The organism is Halobacteriovorax sp. RT-2-3, assembly GCF_047085075.1.
In the GTDB taxonomy this organism is placed as follows: Bacteria; Bdellovibrionota; Bacteriovoracia; order Bacteriovoracales; family Bacteriovoracaceae; genus Halobacteriovorax_A.
Genome location: NZ_JBKIYF010000001.1, coordinates 325087 through 349322, shown reverse-complemented (window position 1 = coordinate 349322; position 24236 = coordinate 325087). Strand labels below are relative to the sequence as shown.

General features: G+C 37.0%; 24 protein-coding genes and 1 riboswitch. Of the genes, 14 read left to right on the top strand and 10 right to left on the bottom strand.

Features of this window, described 5'->3' with window-relative positions; all coding sequences use genetic code 11:
* The first annotated feature begins 107 nt into the window (after positions 1–107).
* Complete coding sequence (locus tag ACMAYX_RS01565) at positions 108–530, top strand: hypothetical protein (protein ID WP_412471432.1); 423 nt, start codon at positions 108–110, stop codon at positions 528–530.
* Here ACMAYX_RS01565 and ACMAYX_RS01560 read toward each other — a convergent pair.
* Positions 519–1403, bottom strand: a complete 885-nt coding sequence (locus ACMAYX_RS01560; protein WP_412471431.1) for a LysR family transcriptional regulator — start codon at positions 1401–1403, stop codon at positions 519–521. The two genes, ACMAYX_RS01565 and ACMAYX_RS01560, sit on opposite strands and share 12 nt — an antisense overlap.
* 109 nt (positions 1404–1512) lie before the next feature.
* Here ACMAYX_RS01560 and ACMAYX_RS01555 point away from each other — a divergent pair, with 109 nt between their 5' ends.
* The 6 genes from ACMAYX_RS01555 to ACMAYX_RS01530 all read left to right on the top strand — a co-directional run bounded on the left by ACMAYX_RS01555 (position 1513) and on the right by ACMAYX_RS01530 (position 5932).
* Positions 1513–1947, top strand: a complete 435-nt coding sequence (locus ACMAYX_RS01555; protein ID WP_412471430.1) for a hypothetical protein — start codon at positions 1513–1515, stop codon at positions 1945–1947.
* A 118-nt stretch (positions 1948–2065) separates the two neighbouring features.
* Positions 2066–2344 (top strand): hypothetical protein, encoded by a 279-nt coding sequence (locus ACMAYX_RS01550; RefSeq protein WP_412469549.1) that lies wholly within the window; start codon positions 2066–2068, stop codon positions 2342–2344.
* Between the two features lie 184 nt (positions 2345–2528).
* Positions 2529–3389, top strand: coding sequence for a trypsin-like serine peptidase (locus tag ACMAYX_RS01545; RefSeq protein WP_412471429.1), 861 nt, complete (start codon positions 2529–2531; stop codon positions 3387–3389).
* 76 nt (positions 3390–3465) lie between these two features.
* The gene (locus tag ACMAYX_RS01540; RefSeq protein ID WP_412471428.1) at positions 3466–4260 is read left to right on the top strand and encodes a hypothetical protein; all 795 of its coding nucleotides are present in this window, start codon (positions 3466–3468) and stop codon (positions 4258–4260) included.
* The gene (locus tag ACMAYX_RS01535) at positions 4257–5132 is read left to right on the top strand and encodes a CPBP family intramembrane glutamic endopeptidase (protein WP_412471427.1); all 876 of its coding nucleotides are present in this window, start codon (positions 4257–4259) and stop codon (positions 5130–5132) included. The genes ACMAYX_RS01540 and ACMAYX_RS01535 overlap by 4 nt, the downstream gene beginning before the upstream one ends.
* A gap of 161 nt (positions 5133–5293) precedes the next feature.
* Complete coding sequence (locus tag ACMAYX_RS01530; RefSeq protein WP_412471426.1) at positions 5294–5932, top strand: HNH endonuclease signature motif containing protein; 639 nt, start codon at positions 5294–5296, stop codon at positions 5930–5932.
* A 146-nt stretch (positions 5933–6078) separates the two neighbouring features.
* On the opposite strand, the gene ACMAYX_RS01525 is transcribed toward ACMAYX_RS01530, so the two are convergent.
* From ACMAYX_RS01525 to ACMAYX_RS01515, 3 genes are all read right to left on the bottom strand, one after another.
* Positions 6079–6642 (bottom strand): hypothetical protein, encoded by a 564-nt coding sequence (locus ACMAYX_RS01525; protein WP_412470630.1) that lies wholly within the window; start codon positions 6640–6642, stop codon positions 6079–6081.
* Positions 6643–6718: 76 nt separating this feature from the next.
* Complete coding sequence (locus ACMAYX_RS01520) at positions 6719–7222, bottom strand: hypothetical protein (protein WP_103217226.1); 504 nt, start codon at positions 7220–7222, stop codon at positions 6719–6721.
* A gap of 78 nt (positions 7223–7300) precedes the next feature.
* Positions 7301–8260, bottom strand: coding sequence for a hypothetical protein (locus ACMAYX_RS01515; protein WP_412469544.1), 960 nt, complete (start codon positions 8258–8260; stop codon positions 7301–7303).
* A gap of 225 nt (positions 8261–8485) precedes the next feature.
* Between ACMAYX_RS01515 and ACMAYX_RS01510 the strand changes: the two genes are divergently transcribed.
* Both ACMAYX_RS01510 and ACMAYX_RS01505 read left to right on the top strand, forming a co-directional pair.
* Positions 8486–9610, top strand: coding sequence for a DegT/DnrJ/EryC1/StrS family aminotransferase (locus tag ACMAYX_RS01510; RefSeq protein ID WP_392991962.1), 1125 nt, complete (start codon positions 8486–8488; stop codon positions 9608–9610).
* Positions 9565–10398 carry a MipA/OmpV family protein gene (locus tag ACMAYX_RS01505; RefSeq protein WP_158246817.1) on the top strand — a complete coding sequence of 278 codons (834 nt, stop codon included), beginning with the start codon at positions 9565–9567 and terminating at the stop codon, positions 10396–10398. Before ACMAYX_RS01510 ends, ACMAYX_RS01505 begins: the two co-directional genes overlap by 46 nt.
* 13 nt (positions 10399–10411) lie before the next feature.
* Here the strand turns inward: ACMAYX_RS01505 and ACMAYX_RS01500 are convergent, their stop codons facing one another.
* The gene (locus ACMAYX_RS01500) at positions 10412–13780 is read right to left on the bottom strand and encodes a hypothetical protein (protein ID WP_412471425.1); all 3369 of its coding nucleotides are present in this window, start codon (positions 13778–13780) and stop codon (positions 10412–10414) included.
* Between the two features lie 354 nt (positions 13781–14134).
* Between ACMAYX_RS01500 and ACMAYX_RS01495 the strand changes: the two genes are divergently transcribed.
* Positions 14135–15505 carry an alanine/glycine:cation symporter family protein gene (locus ACMAYX_RS01495; protein ID WP_103217221.1) on the top strand — a complete coding sequence of 457 codons (1371 nt, stop codon included), beginning with the start codon at positions 14135–14137 and terminating at the stop codon, positions 15503–15505.
* A 10-nt stretch (positions 15506–15515) separates the two neighbouring features.
* Here the strand turns inward: ACMAYX_RS01495 and ACMAYX_RS01490 are convergent, their stop codons facing one another.
* From ACMAYX_RS01490 to asd, 5 genes are all read right to left on the bottom strand, one after another.
* Positions 15516–16322, bottom strand: a complete 807-nt coding sequence (locus ACMAYX_RS01490) for a hypothetical protein (protein ID WP_392991967.1) — start codon at positions 16320–16322, stop codon at positions 15516–15518.
* Between the two features lie 77 nt (positions 16323–16399).
* Positions 16400–16576 carry a hypothetical protein gene (locus ACMAYX_RS01485; protein WP_412462596.1) on the bottom strand — a complete coding sequence of 59 codons (177 nt, stop codon included), beginning with the start codon at positions 16574–16576 and terminating at the stop codon, positions 16400–16402.
* An 8-nt stretch (positions 16577–16584) separates the two neighbouring features.
* Complete coding sequence (locus ACMAYX_RS01480) at positions 16585–18147, bottom strand: DUF1254 domain-containing protein (RefSeq protein ID WP_103217219.1); 1563 nt, start codon at positions 18145–18147, stop codon at positions 16585–16587.
* A gap of 91 nt (positions 18148–18238) precedes the next feature.
* Entirely contained in the window at positions 18239–18982 is a 744-nt protein-coding gene (locus tag ACMAYX_RS01475) for a phytanoyl-CoA dioxygenase family protein (protein WP_103217218.1), read from the bottom strand.
* Positions 18983–18989: 7 nt separating this feature from the next.
* Positions 18990–20087 carry an aspartate-semialdehyde dehydrogenase gene (gene asd, locus ACMAYX_RS01470; RefSeq protein WP_103217217.1) on the bottom strand — a complete coding sequence of 366 codons (1098 nt, stop codon included), beginning with the start codon at positions 20085–20087 and terminating at the stop codon, positions 18990–18992.
* A gap of 90 nt (positions 20088–20177) precedes the next feature.
* A riboswitch (Lysine riboswitch) is annotated at positions 20178–20390 on the top strand.
* Positions 20391–20495: 105 nt separating this feature from the next.
* On the opposite strand from asd, the gene lysC reads away from it, so the two are divergent.
* The 4 genes from lysC to ACMAYX_RS01450 are packed head-to-tail and all read left to right on the top strand — an operon-like array spanning position 20496 to position 24233.
* Entirely contained in the window at positions 20496–21866 is a 1371-nt protein-coding gene (lysC, locus tag ACMAYX_RS01465) for a lysine-sensitive aspartokinase 3 (RefSeq protein WP_412471424.1), read from the top strand.
* Positions 21866–22546: a 4-hydroxy-tetrahydrodipicolinate reductase gene (locus ACMAYX_RS01460; protein ID WP_412471423.1), complete on the top strand. Its 681-nt coding sequence runs from the start codon at positions 21866–21868 to the stop codon at positions 22544–22546. The genes lysC and ACMAYX_RS01460 overlap by 1 nt, the downstream gene beginning before the upstream one ends.
* Positions 22547–22575: 29 nt before the next feature.
* Positions 22576–23472, top strand: coding sequence for a 4-hydroxy-tetrahydrodipicolinate synthase (gene dapA, locus ACMAYX_RS01455; protein WP_412471422.1), 897 nt, complete (start codon positions 22576–22578; stop codon positions 23470–23472).
* A gap of 5 nt (positions 23473–23477) precedes the next feature.
* Positions 23478–24233 (top strand): 2,3,4,5-tetrahydropyridine-2,6-dicarboxylate N-succinyltransferase, encoded by a 756-nt coding sequence (locus ACMAYX_RS01450; RefSeq protein WP_103217568.1) that lies wholly within the window; start codon positions 23478–23480, stop codon positions 24231–24233.
* Positions 24234–24236 lie beyond the last annotated feature (3 nt).

Genomic DNA, 24236 nt, shown 5'->3' with positions numbered 1-24236 from the left:
CCATCTTGTAAAGAGAATATAAACTTTTCATTAAGTTTACTAAGCGATGATTAATTTGCTACTTACTGATGATGAAATCTATCATTTTCACCTTTTTCTCCATTTTTTTGGCCACGCATTCGTTTGCTGCAAATGATTGTGCTGATCTAAGTGACGACTGTGCGTATTACAGCTGTATAGAAAAAGAGCGAGTATGTGGAAAGCGTGGTTATCCCTTGGCCTTTGGGCAAAAATATTGCAATAAATTCGATTCTAGGGTTGAGAAGTTTTCTGAAGAGGGTAAGAAATGGATTCAGGATGTTAAGGCCTGCCTAATCTCGGGCATGAATGACATTTCTTCTGAGTCTAGTTGTAAAGAGTTCAAGAAAACGGCCATCTCTCACCACGTTCCTTGTTATCTGAGTGCAGGCTACTGTGAACTTAGCAAGGAAGATAAGAAGCAGGTTATAAAGATTGTCAGAGCATCGGCCTGGAGACTTGATATCATTCTTGCTGGCTACCAAGTTATTTCAAGCTGTTTAAATGATTGATAATTGTTCTTTTAAGCACTTAATCCACGCCTGTGCATTTCGTGAAAGAAAGTGATTCTTCTTTGTGACAAGCTTAAGAGGGAAGTGAAATGTCCCCTTTGGATATAATCTTTTAAGCTCTTTTGCCTTGATTTCTTTTTCAACCATAATTGACGGCAGGATTGAAACCCCAAGGCCTTGTAAGACCATTTCCTTGTGTGACGTTAAGCTGTTTGATGAGATAGTAATCTTAACGTTCTTATAGTCCTTATTCATCTTAGAAATTGTCGGGTATTTCTTCGTTGTCACATCATCTACTTCACGTGAGCCAATGAATGATCGTATAACGTTCAAATTCTTATGTTCAGAGGCCTTAATAACTAAATCATAGGGGATTGATGCAATTTCCTCCAATTCAAGTTTGTGGGCGTATTTGGCCATCTCTGGAGTATGAAAAAAGAGTCCAAATTCAAACTCTCCGTCTTCAATCTTATTAAATAAGTCAGATGAGAAACTTGTAAAACACGCTGGTTGTACCTGCGGATATTCACTAAGGAATTCTTTTAAGATTCGCGGGACGAAGTGTGCAGAGATCGGCTCACTGGCACAAAACTTTAAAGGGCCTGAACATTCAAACTTTCCATCACTTGCGATATTTTCGATATCTTCAACTGTTTTAAAAATAAGGTCACATTTGGCATAGATCTCTTGGCCAATATCAGTCAGGGTCGTCTTTCTCTTTTCACGGTTTAAGAGTTTCACACCAAGCTGATCTTCTAATAGGGCCACTGTTTTACTAATCGATGGTTGCTGGACGTAGAGCTTCTTAGACGCCTTTGTGAAGCCTCCATACTTAGCGACATAGTAGAAATGTTTCAAATGACCTAATTCCATAAGACTTCCTATTATTCATATTAAGAATGATAATTATATTTATTATATATTATATCTATTGAGTGGTTTCAACTATAAATACTTCAACTTGTAACTAATAGGAGAGTTTATGAAGGTTTTGGCCGCTTTATTTATTGTAAATTTTTTAACTTTTACAAATGCATATGCATCAGGCTGTTTTGGTTATAATGAGTATATAGTTTCAATTAGACCAGGGTATCTCACAACGGCCAAAGTTTATCGTGAAAGACTGCAGATCAAGAGCGTCTACACTAATGTATCAAATATCGTATTTTGGGCACAAGTTAATGATGAAAAGGTCTTCTTTCAGTCGAAATTTATGGAGCCTTCGCTAGCGCAAAAAGCTTATGATTTCATCACTAACAAATTAGATAAATCACTGGAGTTTATTGCACAACTTAATGAAGTAGAATTTGAAATTTATGATGACTGTGATGACTACCGCGAATATGTCACACGAAACCAATACGTAATGAATATAGATTTCAATGGATATACTGCCATTGAGTTTAAGAATTTGTAGGGGAGACAGGCCGTTAAATTTATGGACATCGTTAAATATATTACAAATATGGCCTTTGGGATGAGGAATTCTGGCATAGTAAATAAAATATTGTAATTTTAGTTAATAGGAGTCCCACTTGAAAAAATTATTAGTTTTAATTTCGACATTTTGTGCACTTAACGTTGTTGCAAGTCAGGCGCTTAACCAATTTCCATTAAATTGTGGAATTTTTGAAGGTAATGATATGAATGCCGTTGAAGGTAAATACACTTGTGATGAGTACCGAATTATTGCTTTTACATTATCGGCCGATGGTTCAATTAAGAAGAATGCGCTAAACGCAAAATGCTACTCGAGTTATGGCGATGCTTATTCAGACTACGAGAAATATCGTTCGATTGATGTGTGTAAATAGAAAGAAATAAAATTCTAAACGATATATTTAAGGCAGAGATTTTTCTCTGCTTTTTTTATCACTAATAAAGCGCTCTTAGTAAGGAGAGTGGTCGTATATTAATTTAACAGTACCAGTAAAAGCTTCAATAGATATCATTGTAATCAAGTAATACGCTATTATTTAACAAAATTGAGGAAGTTATATGTCTAAGTTGTTAAAAATTCTACCATTACTCATGCTTGCTATTCTAAGTACTAGCTGTGGAAAAGATAGCATTAATACTAATAATCAAATTATTGCAGGTAATAGTGTTATAGGTAAGGATGATAGAAGAGTAAGTGCAAATAATCTCCCCCGCAGTTTAAGCAATAGAGTTGGCCAGTTAGTTTCAACAATTCCCTTAAGGAATTCTATTAGTACTTCTACATGTACAGGTTCTCTCATTGCAGATGATTATGTTATTACGGCCGCTCATTGTATTATGAGTCTGAAAATATACTTTAAGACTGATACTATTTTTTATCCTGGGCAGCTAACGAGTGAGAGTACGCCCGAAGGTGGCTTCATTGTTACTCAAGCCTATATTCTAAAGGAATATTTCGAAGAAGATTTAGAAACAGTAAATCCTAATACTGATATTGCGATCTTAAAAATCAAAAAGAATTCTCGTGGTGAATCTGCTGGTAGGCTACTTGGTGAATTTCAGATGACAGCTGATGGACCCACAAAAAAGACTGATGAAATTCTGACAATTGGTTATCCTGGTGATCTAATAATAGGAACTCAGTACTTTCAAAAAGATTGTAAGGTTAAAAATCGTTTCTTTAATAGAAGTAGTATTAAGTTTGAGTGTGATACTTATTTAGGTCAATCTGGAGGGCCACTTCTTAGATACAACCAAAATTCTCATGATTATGAAGTATTTGGTATCGTTAGCTCAGAGTTGCCTTCGATTAATCTTGGTGCAAAGATCACAAACTCTAGACTCGAAGACTTTCAAACAATCATAAATGGTGGAGTTCCTGATAAAAAATGGATGAAATTCACTATCAAAGGAAAGTAATTATTATAGGTCGTATTTATCTACTTCAATAAAAATAGTATCACTCTCTAAATGTTTATCATTAGGAGAGTGTTTCATGAAAATTATGCAATTTTCTATAGTTACAATTTCATTACTGTTTTCGATGCGTATCGTAGCACAAGACAGTTGTTCAAGTGTAAACGAGGTAACACAGGAACAATTTGATTGCTCAATTGAGATCCTTAAAAACACAGCAAGTAACACGAAACTTTCCCAAGTAAAGGCGCTTAATCTTTGCCGAGAATATTCACTAGATATTGAAAATATAATGTGTGGGGTAGATCTATCACCACGAGATATTAAAGCGGGTATTGAATTATGCTTAAATTACACACGTGATCAACTAGAGTGCGGGAAAGACCTGAATAAAAAAGTTTCAAATTTAAATATCAAAGAAGCTGTAAGCTACTGCGCAAACGAGCGCCAAGAAGATATAAACTGCTCATTAGATTTATCTGATAATAACTCAATATGGATACCTAATTCATTTAAGGACAACTTAACGACTTGTAAGAAGTATTCAGGTGAAACTATTGAATGTGCAGTTACGACAAGCTCACTTCTTTCGACTTACGGTTTTAATTACAATCTAATGTTATGCCATGAGTATGATTATGAAACAGTGAAGTGTGTCGGAAATATCTCTAACGAATCATCATTTGGAAAACTTATTACTCAATTTTTTGATACTGCAGCTCTTTGTAAATCACAAGGTGAGAAAGTTACCCGCTGTGCAGTTAAATATGCTGAAGATAATTCTTCCGTAACAGATTTAGTTAGTACAACAAGATTGAAAGAGAATCTGAAGAAAGGGTTTGTTCGATGCAATATGGTTACTCAGGTTCTATGATTAAAGATAAGAAGCTTTTTAAATTTTTGTTAATTACTTTTATTAGTGGTTTTCTTTGTCAGGGATTATTTCTTTATTACAAGAATAGTTTATTCCTAATTATTGCGATGTGGACTCCTGCGATTGGCCTACTGGGACTTGGTGAAGAAGCTAAGGACGTTATTAAAAATCTAAGAGTTTTTTCTTTTAAATATATGGCACTCACGCCTATCGTTGCACTGACGCCATACATCCTGTCACAGCTAAGTTTTTATATGCTTGATTTAGGGGCATGGAATAGCGAAAGCTTTGTTTTGAGTCCCGATTTTTCCAGAATAGCTGAAGTTAAAAAGATTGGTTTAATGCTAGGGACAGGTGAGCAGTCATATTCATTCCTTGCTTTGAATCTATTTATAACAATTCTAATTGGAACTATTCCAACAACAATTATGGCCACTCTTGGAGAAGAGATTGGATGGAGAGGGTATTTACAAGATACTTTAACTACTAAGTACGGCTTTTTAAAGGGAACGCTTCTCGTTGGATTGATTTGGGCATATTGGCATATTCCTGCAAACCTAGGAGGTGTAAATGGTGCAGAGAACGTTTTTCTGACTACTTTTATTACTTTCCCTTTAATTATTATTTTTATGAGCTTTGCCCTGGGGTGGTTTAAAATAAAGTCTAATTCAATTTGGGTTTGTGCTGTTTTACACGGAATAAACAATACGGTCTCAGGTATTTATCTAATAAGGCCATCTAATCCAAAAACAGGTGAGTACATTGAAATGATATTTAGCATTTTGGTTGGGCTAACATTTATAGTTATAACAATTTTGCAAAATAAGAAGTCAAGCAAACAACATAGGCAAGGCCAGAGAGTTCAGTTATAGAGATTCTATGGTAAGGGTTGTTGTATTCAATCTGCTTATTTAGGGTGCGCCCCTAAAGCAAATTTTCAAGGCGAAATATAAACTAAATTATACTCTTAGTTTTTGAATCTCTTAAAAAGCGTTGGTATTCTTTCATTATTCATACAATCAAGAGAGGTGATATGGATGACTCAAAGGACATCCTATACAAAAAACTAACATGCTTATACGAAGAACATAAACTTATGTTTACAGATGAGAAAGACTTCTGTGCTGAAATTTTCAGTGTAGCTGAATATATTCTTAGATTAAGAAAACAAAAGAAAAATTACTCAGCTGCTACTGAAAATTTAAATAATTTAAAAGAAGAAATTTCCTCTAAATATATTGTAAATAGAGATGGGACTATATTTAGTAAAAGAAGGTCTAAGCTCTTGAGCTCGTGGATAACAAGAGCTGGATATGAGCAGTGTTCCCTAAGTCTAACAAATAATCAAAGTAAGACCATGTATGTACATCGACTAGTTGCTTTATTTCATGTAGAAAACTCTGGTAACTTTGATAGTGTAAATCACATTGATGGTAACAGGGCCAATAATTTCTACGAGAATCTAGAATGGGTATCACATAAGCAAAATCATTTAAGAAGAAGTCAGCGAAATTCTGGCGATACTTTTGGAAGTAATTTTTGTACAAAACAAAAAAAGTGGAAGGCTTGTTTACAAATTCATGGAGGCTCTTTTAAGAAACAAAAAGACGCAGATAAAAAATATAATGAATTACATAGAATAATTTATGGATATAAAGCATTTAGAGAGTGACTTTTTCAGACGGGCTTAAGTGTTATAGGGGAAAATATTTTATATCATATAATATCAGTTATATGGGGTAAGACCATATTATAACTTATGATAATGATTATATCTTGAAATATCGCCTCATACATCTAGGCAAATTTTAACAAGCTTTAACGACAGAAATTTGTCAGTTGATATAGCTTCTCACATGCTCTGGCCGCTGAGAAACAATCTGACATATCACGTGAGATAAACATCTGTGATCCACATGAAATTTGACCTAGATCTTCAACGAAGATTTCGTGTGTTTTTTCTTCAACTAAACGGCCTTTGAAATATGCGCTCATTTTTATGATATTTTTGCCCGTGTGTAGCACAGGTTTTTTTCGAAGGTTTTTTGCCCATAGATTGACTGAAGTTTTCGTGCGCTGACTAGTCATATCGTAACGGAGAGTTTTCGATTTATTTCGACCTTTTTCGTCCGTGTATGACACGACGATTTTATCGGCCTCTAAATTTTGCCCCACAATGAAGTCTTCAAATCTTACGGGATATAGATGTCGTGTTTTACATCCGAAGGCCTTTACGGCCTGATTTGAGCCGTTGTCGCATTTGATGCCAACACCACCAATTAAAGTCGCAGCTTCATAGGTATTTTGCTGTGTATTTTGAAAATTTAAGCCGTATGAGTAACAGCTAAAAATAGCTGCTAAAATGACCAGGGAAAGTTTCATGAAAAATCCTTCTTTTATAAAACAATAAGTAAGCAAAAATTATTTCATAAAAGAAGGGGATTTTTCAATCACTATTTTAGACACCAATAACGATATCGTCGTCACCAGGTGCTTGTTTTACTTCAAAACATTCAACGCGATAGAGATGGTCGTTTGACTCTCCTATTGCTTTTCCATTTTTGGCACGATCAAAGTGTCTCGGACTGTATAGAACACGGGCCGAAATAGGCCATTTTGCATCTAATATATCAATTGCATGATCATCGGTTTCCACAACAGACCATTTGAAATAGCCATTTCCACCAATAATTACATTAGAAAAAAGTGCGCGCCCATTGCCATAATCCATAAGCATTTTTAGGTCTGGGCCTGTGATATTATTGTACTGTTCGTGAAATACTGAATTAATAAGTCTTCCGGCATATGCACGGTATGAGACTGGATTAACAACCTTCTCAAAGATATCTACTTGGCAACGGAATGCAATGTGATTCGTTGTCCCAAAGTCTACGGTTGCTGCGATTGTTGATACTGCTGAAATTAATGTTAATGCAATAGAGATTTTAGTTAAAATCTTCATTTGTCCCCCAACTGTAAATAATATTTAACAATTATTATGCAAATGGGGGCGATCTTAATAGTTAAGAAAACTTAAGATTTACTTATCCGTTGGATTTAGATTTAGGTATAAATTCCCACGAAATAGGGTCATGGCACCACTAAGTGTATCCCCTACTTGATACTTGCAATTAGTACCTACGTAGCGCACGCCTCTAAGTAATAATTCGCTTTCTGACAGCGGGTTTAAGTAACTTCCCATCCATACATCGGGGTATTTCGTACGAATATGACAACCGAAATCTGTTGCTGTTACTTCAGTAATCTCTGCGACACCTTGGGCCTCTTCATATTCATAGTCATACTGATATTCATAGCGCTCAGCTTGATAAGACTTAAACCAACAATTTGGCCTTGGTTGATTTAAAAGGCCTGCTTTTAGCGTGTCCACACGGCACTGACTTTGTGGGTAATCATTAAAGATTGTCACTTTTGAGACATGATCTGACTTAGCGTTGATATTACTTCCAGGATAAATGACTGAAGCATCTCTAATGGCACCAAGGCCTCTTAGGCATGATTTATCTTGCTTGCACTCTAAAAGATTCTCAGCGCTAATACCATTTAGCTCAAAGCTATCAGAGTTATTTAAAGCAAAGTATTTCTTTAAACATTCATTAGTAGCAAAGTAATCAGACTGCGCCTCACTTGAATACTTTTGGGTCGGCATAACCTTCGGATAACCACCAATGATATGGCCAACTTCATGACAAGCAACAAGAGCAAAAGCATCTTTTGTTAATTGGTTTTTTCGAACAAACTCTCCGTGAAAGCTAAAGCGCACAGATTCTGAATTTCTCTTGTAACCAACTGACGCATTTAATGTTTTAGATTCCCAGTTAATATCAACTTGGCGCTGATTGCCTTGTGGTAACTTCTGGTCGTAGATACTTAGGACGCTCTCAATGACTTCACGAAACTCACTTTCCGTCGTGATCGCACTAGAGGCCATGATATTAGTTGATATTAGAGAAATAATAGCTAATGAGATTGTTTTCATTTTATTTATATAACAGATAATCTGAACGCAATGAGTGATGTTGAAATCTATATATAGTGGTGTATAGATTTTGTTGATTAAAGTTGGGCCGTAAGGCCTTGAAAATTCAGCTTGAAATCGCCTTTGAAATCCCCTATTTTTGACCCAAATTTAACAATATTCGCTATTCCTAAGTCATATTCTTTCCCCTATAATGTTTGTAATTACTTAAAAATGCGAGGAAATATGTCAGTTAACGGCGTACCATTTATTACATTAAATCGCTTTGAAGACGGGTTTCGTGATGAATTCCTTTCAGGCGTTGAAACACTTTTTGATAACACACAATTTATTGGTGGACCTCAGGTTAATATGCTTGAGGAGAAGCTAGCAGCTAAGACTGGTGCAAAATACGCAGTTGGTTGTGCCAACGGTACAGATGCAATCCAGATTGCTCTAAGAGCAAGTGGCGTTGAAAAAAACGACGTTGTATTAGTTCCAGATATGACTTTCTGGGCGACTTTTGAGGCAGTTGTTAACGTAGGTGCAAACCCTGCAACTGTTGATGTTAGCCGTGAAACTCTACACTGGGATAAAGATACTTTTAAAGAGGCCGTTGAAAAATTCAATCCTAAGGCAGCTATTCTTGTTCACCTATATGGTTGGGCATGTCCAGATACAATGGAAATCAGAAAAATCGCTGAAGATAATGGCGTAATGCTTATTGAAGACGGTGCTCAGTGTTTTGGAACGACAATCAATGGAGAGTCGATTCTAGGAACAGCTAAGATCTCAACGACAAGCTTTTACCCAGCAAAAGTTCTTGGAGCTTCTGGGGATGCAGGTGCAATCTTCTCAAACGATGAAACGCTAATTAACACTTGTAAGACTCTAATTAACCACGGACGTACAAGTCACTATAGCCACGGCCTAATTGGTTGGAACTCAAGAATTGGTGCTTATGAATCACTATTTCTAAACCTATCTCTTGAGCATATCGATGCAAGACTAGATTCAAGACGTAAAGCTGTTGAATACTACCGCAAGAATCTTCAGGGGCTTCCTCTTAAGATTCAAGATGTTCCAGCTCACGTAGGAGAAAATGGATACTGTAGTGTTGCTTTAATTGAGCCAGAGCTTAGAGATGGGCTATCAGCTGCTTTAAAAGAAGCAAATGTAGGTTTCGGAACAATTTATCCAGGTGCAATGAGCAAGCAAGAAGGTGCTCCTGCCCATAGTGTTGGATCAATTGATCACGGAAATGCTGATTATATTAGTAAAGCAGTTTTAAACCTGCCATGTTTCGCCTATATCACGGAAGAAGAATGCGAGTACGTTTGCCAAGTCGTAAAAAATTATTTTTCAAAATAATCACATTAGGGGCCGTTATTATTTCGGCCCCTGTTTTTTCTAATGGTAGAACCGAGAGGATCAACGAGTTAGAAAGACAAAGAGATAAGAGACCGCCGCCAACAAATCAAGTTGGTTTAGGAACAAGTTTCTCGTCTTCTCTCTATAAAGTTGGGGATCAATTCGATATCCCAGTTGTTCCCTCAATTAACTACAATTATAAGAGATTTTCATTTCGTGGGATTGCAGCAAGCTTTCGCTTGTTTCCTCTCACAAGCCTAACTCTTACTCCAGACTTTAACAAAGTCGAGGCCGAAGCTGGTACATATAATGACGGACTTCGTGAGCGAGATCGCTCCCTTGATTTAGGACTAACCTTTATTCTGCCATCTAAGTGGTTTATGACGAGATTTAGTTATACGCACGATATTAGTGGCCGCTCTGAAGCTAGCAAATACTATGTTTCAGTCTCTAAGGCATTCCCAATTGAGCCTTGGAAGGGTGAAAAGATCGTTCTTATTCCAGGTATCACATACTCTCAGTATAGCGACAATTGGAGTCGCTACTATTTTGGTGTCTCAAGTGCTGAAGCTCGTGCAGATCGTCCTGAATACACTCCAGGGGCCTCTCATCAGCTAAGTGCTAGGCTTATTGTTAATTACCCTATTGGAAAGAAATACGTTTTAAATAGCTTCTATTCGTATACGAAGTATTCCGGAGCGGTAGAAGATAGCCCCTTAACTAAAAGAGGCTATCGCGAAAGTATTTTTCTCGGTCTAAATTATATTCTTGGAGAGTCAACTCGCTAGATTTTTGTGATATCTAGTCAAGAAACTCAAAGGCCTTCTGTGCAAAGAGTGCATCAGGAAGGATGTAAAGCGTCCAATCCGTAATCTGTGCATTTATGATTTTAAGATTGTTCTCTTTGTAGCGCTTATTATAAAGTCGATAATAAGGCCCAATAAATCTTTCATCAAGCTCAGCTAAAACTCTATGTGCATTATTAGCATATGTGCTAATACCTTTTGGTTGCTTAAGATCACTTACTCTTGTTAAGGCATCTCTTAAAACCTTTGCCGCTGTGGCAATTTGCATAAGCTCTGCTCCAGTTGTTGAGTAATTATCAGCATGAGTCTCTTCTTCATTCAAAACAGAAAGCGCATTGTAGCTATCAATTACTTTAATCAGTCGATGCTTAAGTGAAAGCTTTGTGATGTCACTATTATAGAAAAGACGATCATAAACTTTTAAGAAGTCTGCAGTCGATTTAATCTTACCATCTTTTACTGATTGGGAAATCTCACTTGCTTCCTTCATAATTAAATAAAGCTCATGCTTATCAACTGTCGATGGGTTAAAGACCATCTTAAAGTCAAAGTTAATTGTCTCACTTGGATAATCCACACCAATTCCAATCTTACGTCCCTTAAAGTCCTGGTCTTGGACAAGTAGTAGATCCCATACTGGGCCTGCAAGACGTGGATTAAGCTGTAATAAGATATCTTTTTTAGTCGTAAATACTTTTAAGTAATTATTGAGTGCAAATCCCGCTAGAGTTGCATTACCATTTCTCTCATCTGTAGGGTTTAGCATTGGCCCTGCAATCTTAAGGACTAGCTTTTTAAGGTTAGAGCCTACGATGCCATTTTTAAGGTTAACATCCCCTATCATGGCGTTTAAAACCGATCCGAATAGTCCAGGATTCTTTGCCGTGCGACCAATTGATTCTAATTCAATCTTTAGAAGAGTATTTCCTAAAAAGATTTCATCCTGATTCTTTGCAATTAGATCACTCTTATAGTCTTTTAAAGGCACAGCATGCAGCTTAATTCTTGCACTTATTGATGAGCGATTATTCTCAATAACATAATTCTTGTCTTCGTTACCAAAGATATTGTTAACAATTCTTGCTCCAAACCAGCGCTTCTTCTTTTCAACTTGATTTAGGGCAATTGATAAGTATAGCTGATTATCACCTTGTGACCTTACAGTAAGATCCTCAAGGATATTAACACTTCCTTCTTCAAGAGATGCAAGCTGGGCCTTGGCCTCTTTTACTTGTGGAGCAATTGAGGCAGTAAGAATCGAGTTTACCATTGATTCGAATTCTCTAAGATTTATCTTAAATGAGTAATCAGTAGGTCCTTCGTTATTAAAATCACCAGAAGTACCTACAAAATTTAGGCTATCTTTCTTTTCTGGACGATTATAAATATTTGATAAGAAGTCTTTTGTTCTTACACCGTGACCAATTGCTAGATCGATATAGGTCTTATCCATTAATTTATCGAAGATTGGCTCTATATTCCAAACTTGTACATTATTTTGAGCATAGAGAATCTTTTCACTTAAAATAGTCGGATCAAGATTGATCTGAAGTCTACCTGTACGGCGATCAATTCCAAGGATATTATTGAAGAACTCAACTAAGTTTTCTTCGGTCATCTCCTCAGGGATCGAATTAAATGGACTTTGAAGATCAAGCTTTTTAACCGCTATGATTTCTTCTTCTGTCTTAACAGTTTGTGCAAGTTGAAAGTTATTTTTGAAGTTTTCAAGTTTTTCGATAAGCTTTCTTTTTACTTCTGCCTCATCAACTACAACTTCATCTTCTTTTGTCGCAAGGGGATCACTAATTAGGTACGTCTTTAAAATATTTGCTGTTGCAAGCTTTGTGAACTCTTCAAGAAAGTATCCTTTGTCAGTTTTAGGAGTAAGAAGAACGCTATTTTTTCCACTACCAAGTGTCGCATCTTTAATATCTAGCTCTAAAACACCCTTATCTCTCATATATGTATATAAAGAAATTTCAAATGGAACAGAGTTACCATAAGTCTTACTATCAAGGCGAATATCTGGATTGTTAAAATCAATTCCTTCACCTTCAAGGCCCATCTCAAATAGCGAGTTTAGCTCAAGATTTACACGTCCTCTTAAGATGATTCCAGGAAGATGCGGAGCTAGTACAACATTCAATTCTTTAAATAGTGGCTCCTTATCAATTAGTTTGAAGTCTCGAAAGAAATTTGTGAATTGTGAAACCGCATTTTGTGAGATGCGAGAGCTTACAAAAGGCATCTCTGAGCCTTTACGGCCTCCATTTCGAGTTTCCCAATCAACTGCATGTCTAAGCTTTAAGTCAGCAATAGAGACTCTTAAAAACTCGCCTGCTTGCTCAAAGAATTTGATATTTGCCAGTTGTGGCTCATCAATAAAATATAGGTCTTTTAGGCTTAGGGCCTTTCTTGCTTTTGTAATAGACGTTTTTAGAATTTCGTTAATAATCATTCTTTCGCGATCATTCCAATTATAAATACCTGTCTCTTCTAGGAGTCTTGAGTGCATTTTGGAGAGTCTTAGCTCAGTATCAGCGCTAAAAGCATATGTCTTATATTCTGCTTCACGAAGTTTTTTAAGCTCATCAGCAGCAACCTTTCCTTCTTCTTTCATCCCTTTGATATAACTAAGAGAAGGATTTCCAATTCCACCTTCAATTAGAAATGAAGCTCCTTGCTTTGTTCCTTTTAATTTCTTTGGGCCAATATACCAAACTTGAAGATTTTCGAGATCACGGTAACGTGTTAGGCCGGAGAGTTTCATAAAGTTGAAACGCAGACGAACTCGGTTGTCCTTTAAAACGATATCTTCATTATCAAATAAATCTTTAATTGTTTTAGAAAGGTCTTCATCAGAATAATCTGTAGGGGCCTTATCATCGGCCATGAAGTAATTGAGTAAGCTTCGATTTCTTAAAAGCGCCGCAGTTACATTAGTTACAATATGCATACCATTTGTATAATCAACGTCATCTAAGACAAATTTCTCTATTGTTAACTCAACATATTGTCCACGCACATATGGAGGAAAGCCAAGTACAAGAGAGATTGAGTGTTCATTTAAGAGTTTATCGCCGGCCTTATCTTCCATCGATAAAAGCATCGAGTCTGGAATATTTACGGTGGCATCAAGGTGAAAAGTTCTATTGATTGGATCAAGGTCAATCTTGGAGATCTCTTTAAAGCTACCTTTACCATCTCCAACGAGTAAGTCCTGAAGATCATAGCGAAGAAATTTAAGAGGCCATTTAAGTGAAACTAATGCTTCTTCATTACCCCATTCTTCATCGGCGCGAGAATTAATTGGACCACTGTGCATAGGCTTGGCCTGCACTTGTGTCGAAAAAATAGTCACTGTCAAAAGAATAACTAGTAAAAACTTAGATTTTAACACCATATACCTCTCTCAATGATTTCTTAGAGATATATGATGCAACTAGAGTGCCAACTTTATTAATTTAGATCATTAAGAAAATAAGATGGTATTTCACGAATAGGCATACCTCCTGCAAGGCCACCTGTGCCAGTACATGAGGGATGCAGATCCAAATGTATGGACTCCAATAACAGCTTGTTGCTCAATACTATAAATCGCTGATCCTGAGTTGCCTCCAAATACATCGAGGTTGTATTCCATTGTCTGGCCATTTACGTTTTTGTGTGGAAAAATTTTAAATAAGTTTTATTACCCGCATTTTAAAGGACCTTTATGAATATTTCTGCATTTCTTGCGCAAACCGTCGATATTGTCTGGGGACTACCTTTGGTAATCTTACTCGTTGGCGGAGGTCTCTATCTTGTGGCCGTTTCACGTTTCAAAATGCTAGCAGGTTTCTTTCACGCCATAAAGCTTATCGTAGGTAAATTTCACCATGAACACGATGATGAGAGTAAGGGGCAAATTTCTCATTTTAAGGCACTAACAAATGCTTTGGCCTCAACTGTTGGAATGGGAAATGTTGCTGGTGTTGCCGTTGCTATTTCGCAAGGTGGCCCAGGTGCTATTTTTTGGATGTGGGTTGGTGCTCTAATTGGGATGAATACAAAATTCTTTGAATGTACGCTTGCGGTTATGTATCGAAAGAATGACCACCATGGAGAAATTCAAGGGGGCCCAATGTATACAATCTTAGAGGCCCTACCTAAGTATATGCACTTCCTAGCTTATTTCTTTGCTGTAGCAGGCTTAATCGGTTCACTCGGTGTATTCAATACAAATCAAATGGCAACCTTCATCGAATCAAATTACAGTATACCTACATACATTTCTGGTTTTATCACTGCATCCTTGATGGTTTATATTCTCATGGGTGGAGTTAGAAGAATTGGAGAAGCAACTTCAAAAATTGTTCCAACAATGTGCCTTTTATATGTTGGTTGTGCCATTGCTATTATTTTTATGAATCTATCAAGTGTTCTTGATGTTTTTGTTCTTATTTTTAATGAGGCCATTAATGGACGAGCTGCAGTTGGTGGAGCATCTGGACTGGCCGTTGTTCACATTTTTAAGACTGGGATTAAAAGAGCGACTTACTCTAATGAGGCAGGTGTCGGCTCTGCTCCAATGGCCCACGGAAATGCTAAGACAAGTGAGCCCGTTGCGGAAGGTCTTGTTGCGATGATTGGCCCTTTTATTGATACAATCATTGTATGTACGATGACTTCAATTGTAATTCTAAGCTCTCTGACACCACAAGAACTTCAAGAGTCTAATGGAGTTCTAATGACTCAAATGGCCTTTGTTAAAAACTTTGGAGTTGCAGGATCACATTTACTAGGACTTTCAATCATTCTCTTTTCACTTTCAACAGTAATAGGTGCATCAAACTATTGTGAGAAATGTTGGGATTTTCTTTTTGGGGGTATCCCCATTCTTGGGGCAAGATTAACTTTTGCACTTTTCTATTCATCAACGGTTCTTATGGGAGCGATCTCGGCACCTGATGATATGGTAAATGCGATGGATATTGGTTTTGCTCTAATGGCCATTCCAAATATGGTTGCGACAATTTGGTTGGCACCAAAAGTTAAGCATAAATTGGATGAGTATTTCGCAAAGTATATTGTTAAGAAAGCATAATTCGATACTATTAATTTCTTAAAGAGTGCTGGGTTCCATAAATCTCAGCACACTCTCCAGTTGCCTCAAGTGAACGTACCGTTCTTTCCCATTTGTTTTCATAAGGAATATCTCGACAGTCATTATGATCAACACCATGTCTCATAATTGCTCTTAAGGTACCTTTACAGTTATTGGCTTCAATGAAGAATCCTTTCGAAAAGAATGTATCAATTTCTTCGATAACTTTAATATCAACTTTTGCTTTAATGCGTTTCTCAAGAAAGTCATTAATTTCTTCTAAGCAGATATTGTCATTCTTTAAAGGAATTGTTTCTTTATCAAAACCTAGCTCGACGATTTCTTGATTTAAAGGATCTTGTGGCATTTTTTTAGAAATCTCGTAGCGATCAGAACTCGATAATTCATGATAGCCTCGAATATGATTCCAACCATAGCCCCAAGCATAACCTGTATGAAAAGTTGGGTTCCCACCAATATAGACAGCAACTTGCATCGCCTTGCCAAAAATACTTGAAAATACATCAGATACACAGCTTTTTAAATCTTCATCGGCCTTAATTTTATCCATTAATGGGCCACCCATCCAATAGCTTATATCGTGTTCAATACAGCAATGTTGCCATAATTTAGGAGCATTAAAAGTACCTTGTGGGGAAATCGATGAGCAGCCATCTGTTTGAAATGGCCTTAAATAATTGTCGACATTTCTTTTTGAATAAATTGATCCTTTTACATCAAGAAGTCCATAGTCCTGAGAATATGAATAATTCACACTGAAAATTGAAAAAAGAATGAGAAGTAATAGGAATCGCATAGCTAAAATATAGCAAAAGCATGGCCCTATTTTCATTGTCTTCAAAAAATCTACATAGGTGTCAAAAACTAAGTCAGCTAATTGCGATAGAGCCGATGAGGTCTTTGTTTTGAGTCATTATCTTTCATTGAAGCAGGAATACGGCTACGATTTTCATGCTCAATATAAAGATATGAAATCATGGCCACCCATAAAATGACGGCCATGACTGAGAGAATTATATTTCGAAATTTGGAAAAATCATTTTTTGCCACATTTTCACCTATTTCATTGAAATTACCTTCGGCTCAATTTGCTCGATCCCTGGAACCTTCCACTTTAAGTCTAAAATCTCTTGAGACGGAATATATAAACGCATAATAACGTAGAAGTTTCCTTTCGGTGTGGCCAGCCAGTTCGCTTTCTTCTTTTCATCTTTTGGAACTTGGTTAGAAAAGTATAGCTCAAAACTACCATCAGAATTCTTTGTTAAATTACTACTATTGTTTAATGAGTAGCGTTTGAGATCATTTTCGATAAGCATTTTACTTACACTATCGTAAACAGTGACAGACCAAAATGCTCCAACCTTTGGCTCACGATCAAAACGAATACGATACATCTTAGAACCGCTTAGCTTATTTCCTTTAGAGTCTACTTCGGCCAAAGGATATAGAGCTTCCTTGGCCCCTTGCCCGCCTAGGTACGGATGAGAGACCATTGATCTTAATGCATAGTCATCACCAAAATTATCTAGATCAAAGACATAGCTCCATCCATTAATGAATTTTGTATTTGCTGGATTTCTTATTTGCGCAGCAACCACTTGGGGCCCATCATTTAAAGCTTGTATTAGAACATCTTGTACTTGCTGAGAGAGCATCTCTTTTTTAAATCCTTCTTTAGTTAGACCAATTTTCTTAAATTGCCCAAATAATGCCTTCTCCTTTTCACTAACAGGATTAGTTTTTAAATACTCTCCTAATTCTTCAAAAAAACGTAAAGGGTCACTATCACTTCCAACACGTTTTGACAGAGGATAAATGCGGACACGATTTTTCTTACCAAGATATTCATCTAATTCTGTTAGTTTGTATTGGTCTTGGATTTTGTGTACATCATTTAATTCTTTTTCCATATCATCTGACTTCAGTATCTGGGTTCTTCCCCATAACCAAACCTTAGAAGTTGGAGATTCAATAATTGTTAGACCTTCCACTCCTTTTTGCTTCTGGTACATTTCTTTAGAATTTGGTGGGACGATTAAATACTTTTGAGCACTCGTACCTGTCTGCCTAGTTCCAACATATTTGATAAGGTTGTGCCACATATCGAAAACATCAATAACATAGTATCGATCTTTTACTTCAGGTGTCGATAGGACTATCGCTGATTGATTAAGGTCCAAAATTGCGCTGGAATAAAGAGTGTCTTGATTGGCCGTTGGCATATCAGTATCAGTAGGGCCAGGTAAGCGTCTTGAGTGACCAAATTCATTTAAGGGTGCGCGATAACTTGTCTCAGATTGTTTTTGGACGACATCAGTATATGTACGAGCAATATTCTCCATTCTTACAAGAGTTGATCCCCAGAGGTAAGCATTTAGTCCTAAGGAATAGGCCTCTTTTAATAACGGATCATCTTTAACTGGAACTGATGCAATCGAGCGCTCTGCTTCTGTTGATTGCCCATAATAAATCTTATCAAGTTCTGATCGCGTTAAATGTGTTTGAGAACTCTCAGGTGTATTAGATTGAATAAGATAGGTAACGGTGAAAATCCATGTAATGGCAAGAGTCACCCCTAAACTAGGAAGAAGATACTTCTTATAACTTGATTTGCTCATAGCTATTTCCTTGTTTTATTGTGTGCTTAGTCACAATATAGCGCAAGGAAAATAGCAATGGACTTAAGAATCGTGAATTAAAGTTAAATATTTAAAGAGTCAAATGTCTGCCGTATCCAGCACCTGGATACTCTCTCTTATTAGCTCCCGGCTGTGCATATCCGTTGATGAGAACTCTTCTTGGTGAATCTGTTTTATTAAGAGATGACGAGTGAAAAGTATACGGGCCAAAGAAGGCAACATCTCCAGCTTTAAGCTGTAAGTCGATAGACGGAAGCTTATCTAGTAATTCGTCGATAATACTTGGATCTTCTTTGTAATTAAGATGACCTTGTAAGTGTGACTTAGGAATAAACTTAAGTGGTCCATTTAAAGAATTCATATCATCAATGGCCATTACGGTTTGTACATAACTTCCTCGCCCATCAACATCTTCCCAGAGTTCAGTGCCGTAGCGACGGTGTTCACTATCTTGATGCCACTTAAACTCTACAATTTGTCCTGGTAACTTGAAGTGGGCCTGATTAATGAGTTGAACCATTTCATTTGATTCTAGAATCTTACTAACAATATTTAAAATTCTTTTATCAGCACCAATATCAAGTAAGTGCTCATCATATCCACCACACCAGACAATGCGATTAAGAGCGCTCTTATCAAAAACAAATTGAGCAAGCTTTAGCATTTGCGTCTCATTGATTGTTTGTGACGCCTCATAAAGGTTATCAAATGAGCGTTTGATGCGTTTTATTTCTTTATAGTCAAAAAGGCCTTCAACAATGCAAAAACCATTTTCATAAAAATCATTAACTAATTTATCAAAATCTAATTCCATATAATTACTATAGCACGATATTAAGCATTCTTCTTAATGGCTCTGCTGCTCCCCAAAGAAGTTGATCACCACTTGTAAAAATATTCAAGTAATCATCACCCATTTTCATCTTACGTACACGTCCCACTGTTGTTTTAAGAGTTCCTGAAACATAGCGTGGATTTAGTTTTTCACGTGTTGCTTCAGGTGTATTTTCAACAAACTCAGTGTATTCAGAAAAGTTTTTAATCATTTCTTCAATCGTTTTAAGATCAACAGACTTATTTAATTTTACAGTTAATGCTTGAGAGTGTGAGCGAAGAGCTCCAACTCTTACACACGTTCCATCAATTGGTATAGGGTTTTGTGTACGACCTAAAATTTTATTTGTTTCACTAAATGCTTTCCATTCTTCACGTGTTTGGCCATCTTCAACAGCGCTATCAATCCAAGGGATTAGATTTAGCGCTAATGGAACACCAAAGCAGTCACTATCAAGCTCATTACTTTTCAAAAGATTTGAGATATCTTGATCAAGTTGTAGAATCGGTCCATCCATCAATGGCGTTGCCATATTTCCGATAACTCCCATCTGTGTTAAAAGTTCTTTCATATGACGAGCACCACCACCAGAAGCCGCTTGATAAGACATTGTACTCATCCACTCAACAAGACCTTCTTGAAAAAGGCTACCAATTCCCATAAGCATTAGACTTACTGTACAGTTACCACCTACGAAATTTTTAATCCCATCATTCAGGGCCTTATCAATAATGTCGCGATTTACTGGATCAAGAATAATTAAAGAATCATCATCCATTCTCTTTGCTGAAGCAGCATCAATCCAAAATCCTGGCCAATTAACTTTTTCAAGCTCTGGGCGCACTTGCTTTGTGTAGTCTCCACCTTGGCAAGAAATGATGATATCCATATCTGCAAGTTCTGAAATATTATTTGCATCTTTTAAAGTATGAGTCGCATTGTAAATAAGTGGACCACTTTGTCCTGCTTGAGAAGTTGAAAAGAAGTACGGATCGATCTTAGCAAAGTCACCTTCGCTTTCCATTCTCTCTAAAAGAACAGATCCTACCATTCCACGCCAACCAATAATTCCAACTTTTTTCATTTTGATCTCCACAGGCAAAGGCCTTTTCATATAATTACGCCTAAAATTATAAAAGTATAGACATCAATGTGTCTATCCACTACAATTAATTTCAATTGAAGAGGCGCAGTGTTCAGAGCGTGTTGATAAGGATGCACAACTATATTAGTCCGTTATCAGTCAACACAATGGGTTCATTGCCGAAATAAGATCAGAGTGTGCAACTTATCTTATTGGTTACTAAGGGAGAAGCCTTAGGACTGTCATATAGTAAATTTTAATTAACGAAATTAGGATTTAGTTATGTGGAGAGCTTCAAATGCAAATGTTAGCTTATTCTTTTGGCTAGATGTTTTTTTGCATTTCTTTATTCTCCTACATACAATTAACTTAATTTTAAAACTTTAAACGTTTTTACTTTGGAGACTTATGTCAACTCAAACAAATGAAGTTATTGTAGCGAAATTTGGTGGCTCGTCGATGGCAAATCTCGAGGCCATGACTCGTAGTGCTCAAATTAGTGTTAATAAAGGCGCTAATATGGTCGTTGTCTCAGCTGTCTATGGTGTCACAAATCTACTTGTCGAAATTTCTAAAAAGGCACCTGCTGGTGACGAAGAACGAGTTAATGAGCTTATTCATGAAATCGAAGACAAGCACCGCCAAATCCTTCAAGAAATGCAGGCTTCTGAAAGTTTAAAAGATGATGTAACAGTACTTCTATCTGAAGTAACGATGATTGCCAAAGGAATGCTACTGCTAAGAGAGTGTTCGGATCGCGCCTATGATTCACTTGTAAGCCTTGGTGAGCGACTTTCTTCCCTTGTCTTCAGTGAAGTTCTAGTACGCATCAATGAACAGTTAGCATCAAATAAGAAAGTTGAATTATTCGATATCAGACAAGTTCTTGTAACGGATGATAATTTTACAAAGGCAGCTCCGGATATTGAAGCGACAAAAGCTCGTGCTGACCAGTTTCTTGTGAATGCAAAATATGGCGATATTGTCTATGTATCGCAAGGATTCATTGGTGCAACGAGTGATGGGCTTACGACAACTTTAGGTCGTGGTGGTTCTGATTATTCAGCGGCCCTTGTTGCTGAGGCCATGGGTGCTGACACATTACAGATCTGGACAGATGTTGCTGGTATTGCCACAACAGATCCAAGAATAGTGAAAGAAGCAAAGCTTCTTAATGAAATAACGTTTTCTGAAGCGGCCGAGTTGGCAACTTTTGGTGCAAAAATACTTCATCCAACGACCTTAACTCCGGCATTACGTGCTGGAATTAAGGTCTTTGTTGGATCGAGCTATGAGCCAAATGAGCCTGGAACGTGGATTAAGAATGATACTGAGTCAGCGCCACTAATTCGTGCGATGGCGCTAAGACGTGAACAAAGCCTTGTCACATTATCAACACCTAAAATGCTTCAAGCACACGGATTTCTATTTGAAATTTTTAAGATCTTTAATGAATTTAAAGTCAGTATTGATTCCATTACGACATCAGAGATTTCTGTAGCACTGACTTTAGATGATAGTGCTTTATTAAATAAGAAGATTATTGATCGTTTATCTGAGCTTTGTAGCGTAAAAGTGGAAAAGGACTTAACATTAGTAAGTCTAATTGGAAATGAAATCAATCACACACCAAATTTAGCAGCACGAATTTTTAATGCTGTTGAAGGAATTAATGTTCGTATGATTTGCTTGGGTGCAAGTAAGCATAATTTTTGTTTCTTAGTAGGTAAGAATGATGCTGATCAAACGATTCAAAGATTACATAAGGAATTCATTTAATGAAAATTGCACTTTTAGGAAAAGGAAAAACTGGCTCAAAAGTACTTGAGCTTTGTGAATCACCAGAATATTCACATATTCAATTAGAAGTTTTTGATTCAAAAAATCCTTTAAAGAAAGATGATCTTAATAGATTTGATATAGTCCTCTCTTTTTTGAATGGTGATGTATTTTTAGAGCACTATTTCGAATTATTAAGCGAGTCAGGAATCTGCGTAGTAACCGGTTCTACTGGTTTCACTTGGACTGCGCAATTAATTAGTCAAATTAAGTCACCATGGATTAAAGCAACTAATTTTAGTCTTGGGATGAATCTAGCAAAAGAAATGATCCGTATTGCGGCCAAGGCCCAAGCACTCTTTCCTGCCAGTGATCTAAAATATGAAATCCATGAAGTTCATCATACAAAAAAAATAGACGCTCCAAGTGGCACTGCCCTTTCATGGCAAGAATGGTTAGAAAAAGACTCAACTATTACAAGTGAGCGCATTGGAGATGTTATTGGAATTCATGAATTAAAGATTGATACTCCGAATGAATATATTACAATTAAACACGAAGCTAAGGATCGAAAAATTTTTGCAGCAGGTGCTCTTTGGGCCTGTGAACGCGTAAGTAATCTTGCGCCTGGTTTACACGACTTTAGCGATATTGCACTACAAGTAATTAGAAATAGCTAAGAAAGAAAATAATTTAAGGAGCTATATAAATGGCAAATCACGACTATATAAATTCAACGCCCCTTTGGACGGCAGTAATCACTCCCCTTAACGCAGATTTAACGATTGATCTGGATTCACTTGAGTCTATTTTAAGAGAACAAGAAAAAGCAGGAAATGGGATTCTAATCTTAGGCTCTACAGGTGAGGCCTTAAATCTAAATCTTGAAGAAAGAAAAAATATTCTAAACTTCGTTATTGATCTTGGTTTAAAAGTTCCATTAATGTGTGGGGTTGGCGGTATCAACTTAACTGAAACATGTGAATGGGTATCATACCTTGATGGCCTAGCAATCGATGCTTATTTGATGGTTACTCCTTTATATGCAAAGCCAGGAGCAGAAGGACAGTATGAATGGTTTAAGGCCCTAATGGATGTTTCAAACAAACCTGTAATGCTTTACAATGTTCCTTCTCGTGCTGGAATTGAGCTCTCATTTGAGGCCGTAAAACGCCTTAATAAGCATAAGCAATTTTGGGCAATTAAAGAAGCAAGTGGAAGCCCTGAGAAATTTGCAAAATATGTCGAAGCAGCTGGTGATTTAGGTCGAGTCTATAGTGGTGATGATGGAATGCTTCCAGAATTTACACCTCTAGGAGCCAAAGGTCTCGTTTCAGTCGCTTCAAATCCATGGCCGGCCCAAACTCATGCATACACGGTTGCTTGCTTAGGTGGCGAATTAAGTGAAGAAGAGACTAAAATGTGGGTCGAATCGAGCAACGCAATGTTTGTTGCTTCAAATCCAGTTCCTGCAAAATGGCTTATGAAAGAGAATGGGCAAATTAAAGATGCAAGTCTTCGACCGCCACTTTCAATCAAAGATATGAAATTAGAAGCTAATGTTTTAAATGCAAATAAGAAAATTAATGAATGGAGAAAAGCATAATGACAATGACTGTAGATGAAATCCTTTTAGGACTTGAGAGTGGAACTTTAAGATCAGCTTCTAAAGTTGATGGTAAGTGGGTTGCGAACACTGAAGTAAAACAAATGATCCTTGAGGTTTTTAAAGCTGGAAAAAATGTTGAACAATCTGAATTTGGCTGGCCAGGCTTTGTCGACAAACACAATATTCCAGCACAAAAATTTAGTGTAGACCGTGGTGTTCGTATGGTTCCAGGTGGATCAAGTGTACGTCGTGGAGCGTATGTTTCTAGTGGTGTTATTATCATGCCTCCTGCATATATAAATATCGGAGCTTATGTTGATGAAGGAACAATGGTCGATTCTCACGCTCTTGTCGGCTCATGTGCACAGATTGGTAAAAATGTTCACCTAAGTGCAGGGGTACAAATTGGTGGCGTTCTTGAGCCAATTGGCCTTGCTCCTGTAATCATTGAAGATGATGCTTTTATCGGTGCCGGTGCAGTTATCGTTGAAGGAATTCAAGTTTTAAAACGCGCTGTTATTGCTCCAGGGGTTATCTTATCAAAAGGTGTTCCGGTATATGATTGTGTTAATGAAAGAAGACTTGAACCAGGTGAGCCAATTCCAGAAGGCGCAATTGTCGTTCCAGGAACAAGACCTGTTAACGAGAAGCTTTCATGGGCAAGAGATATGGGCCTTTCAATGAACTGTGCCATGATTGTTAAATACCGTGATGAAAAATCAGATGCCTCACTTGAGCTAGAAGCATTTTTAAGATAAGGC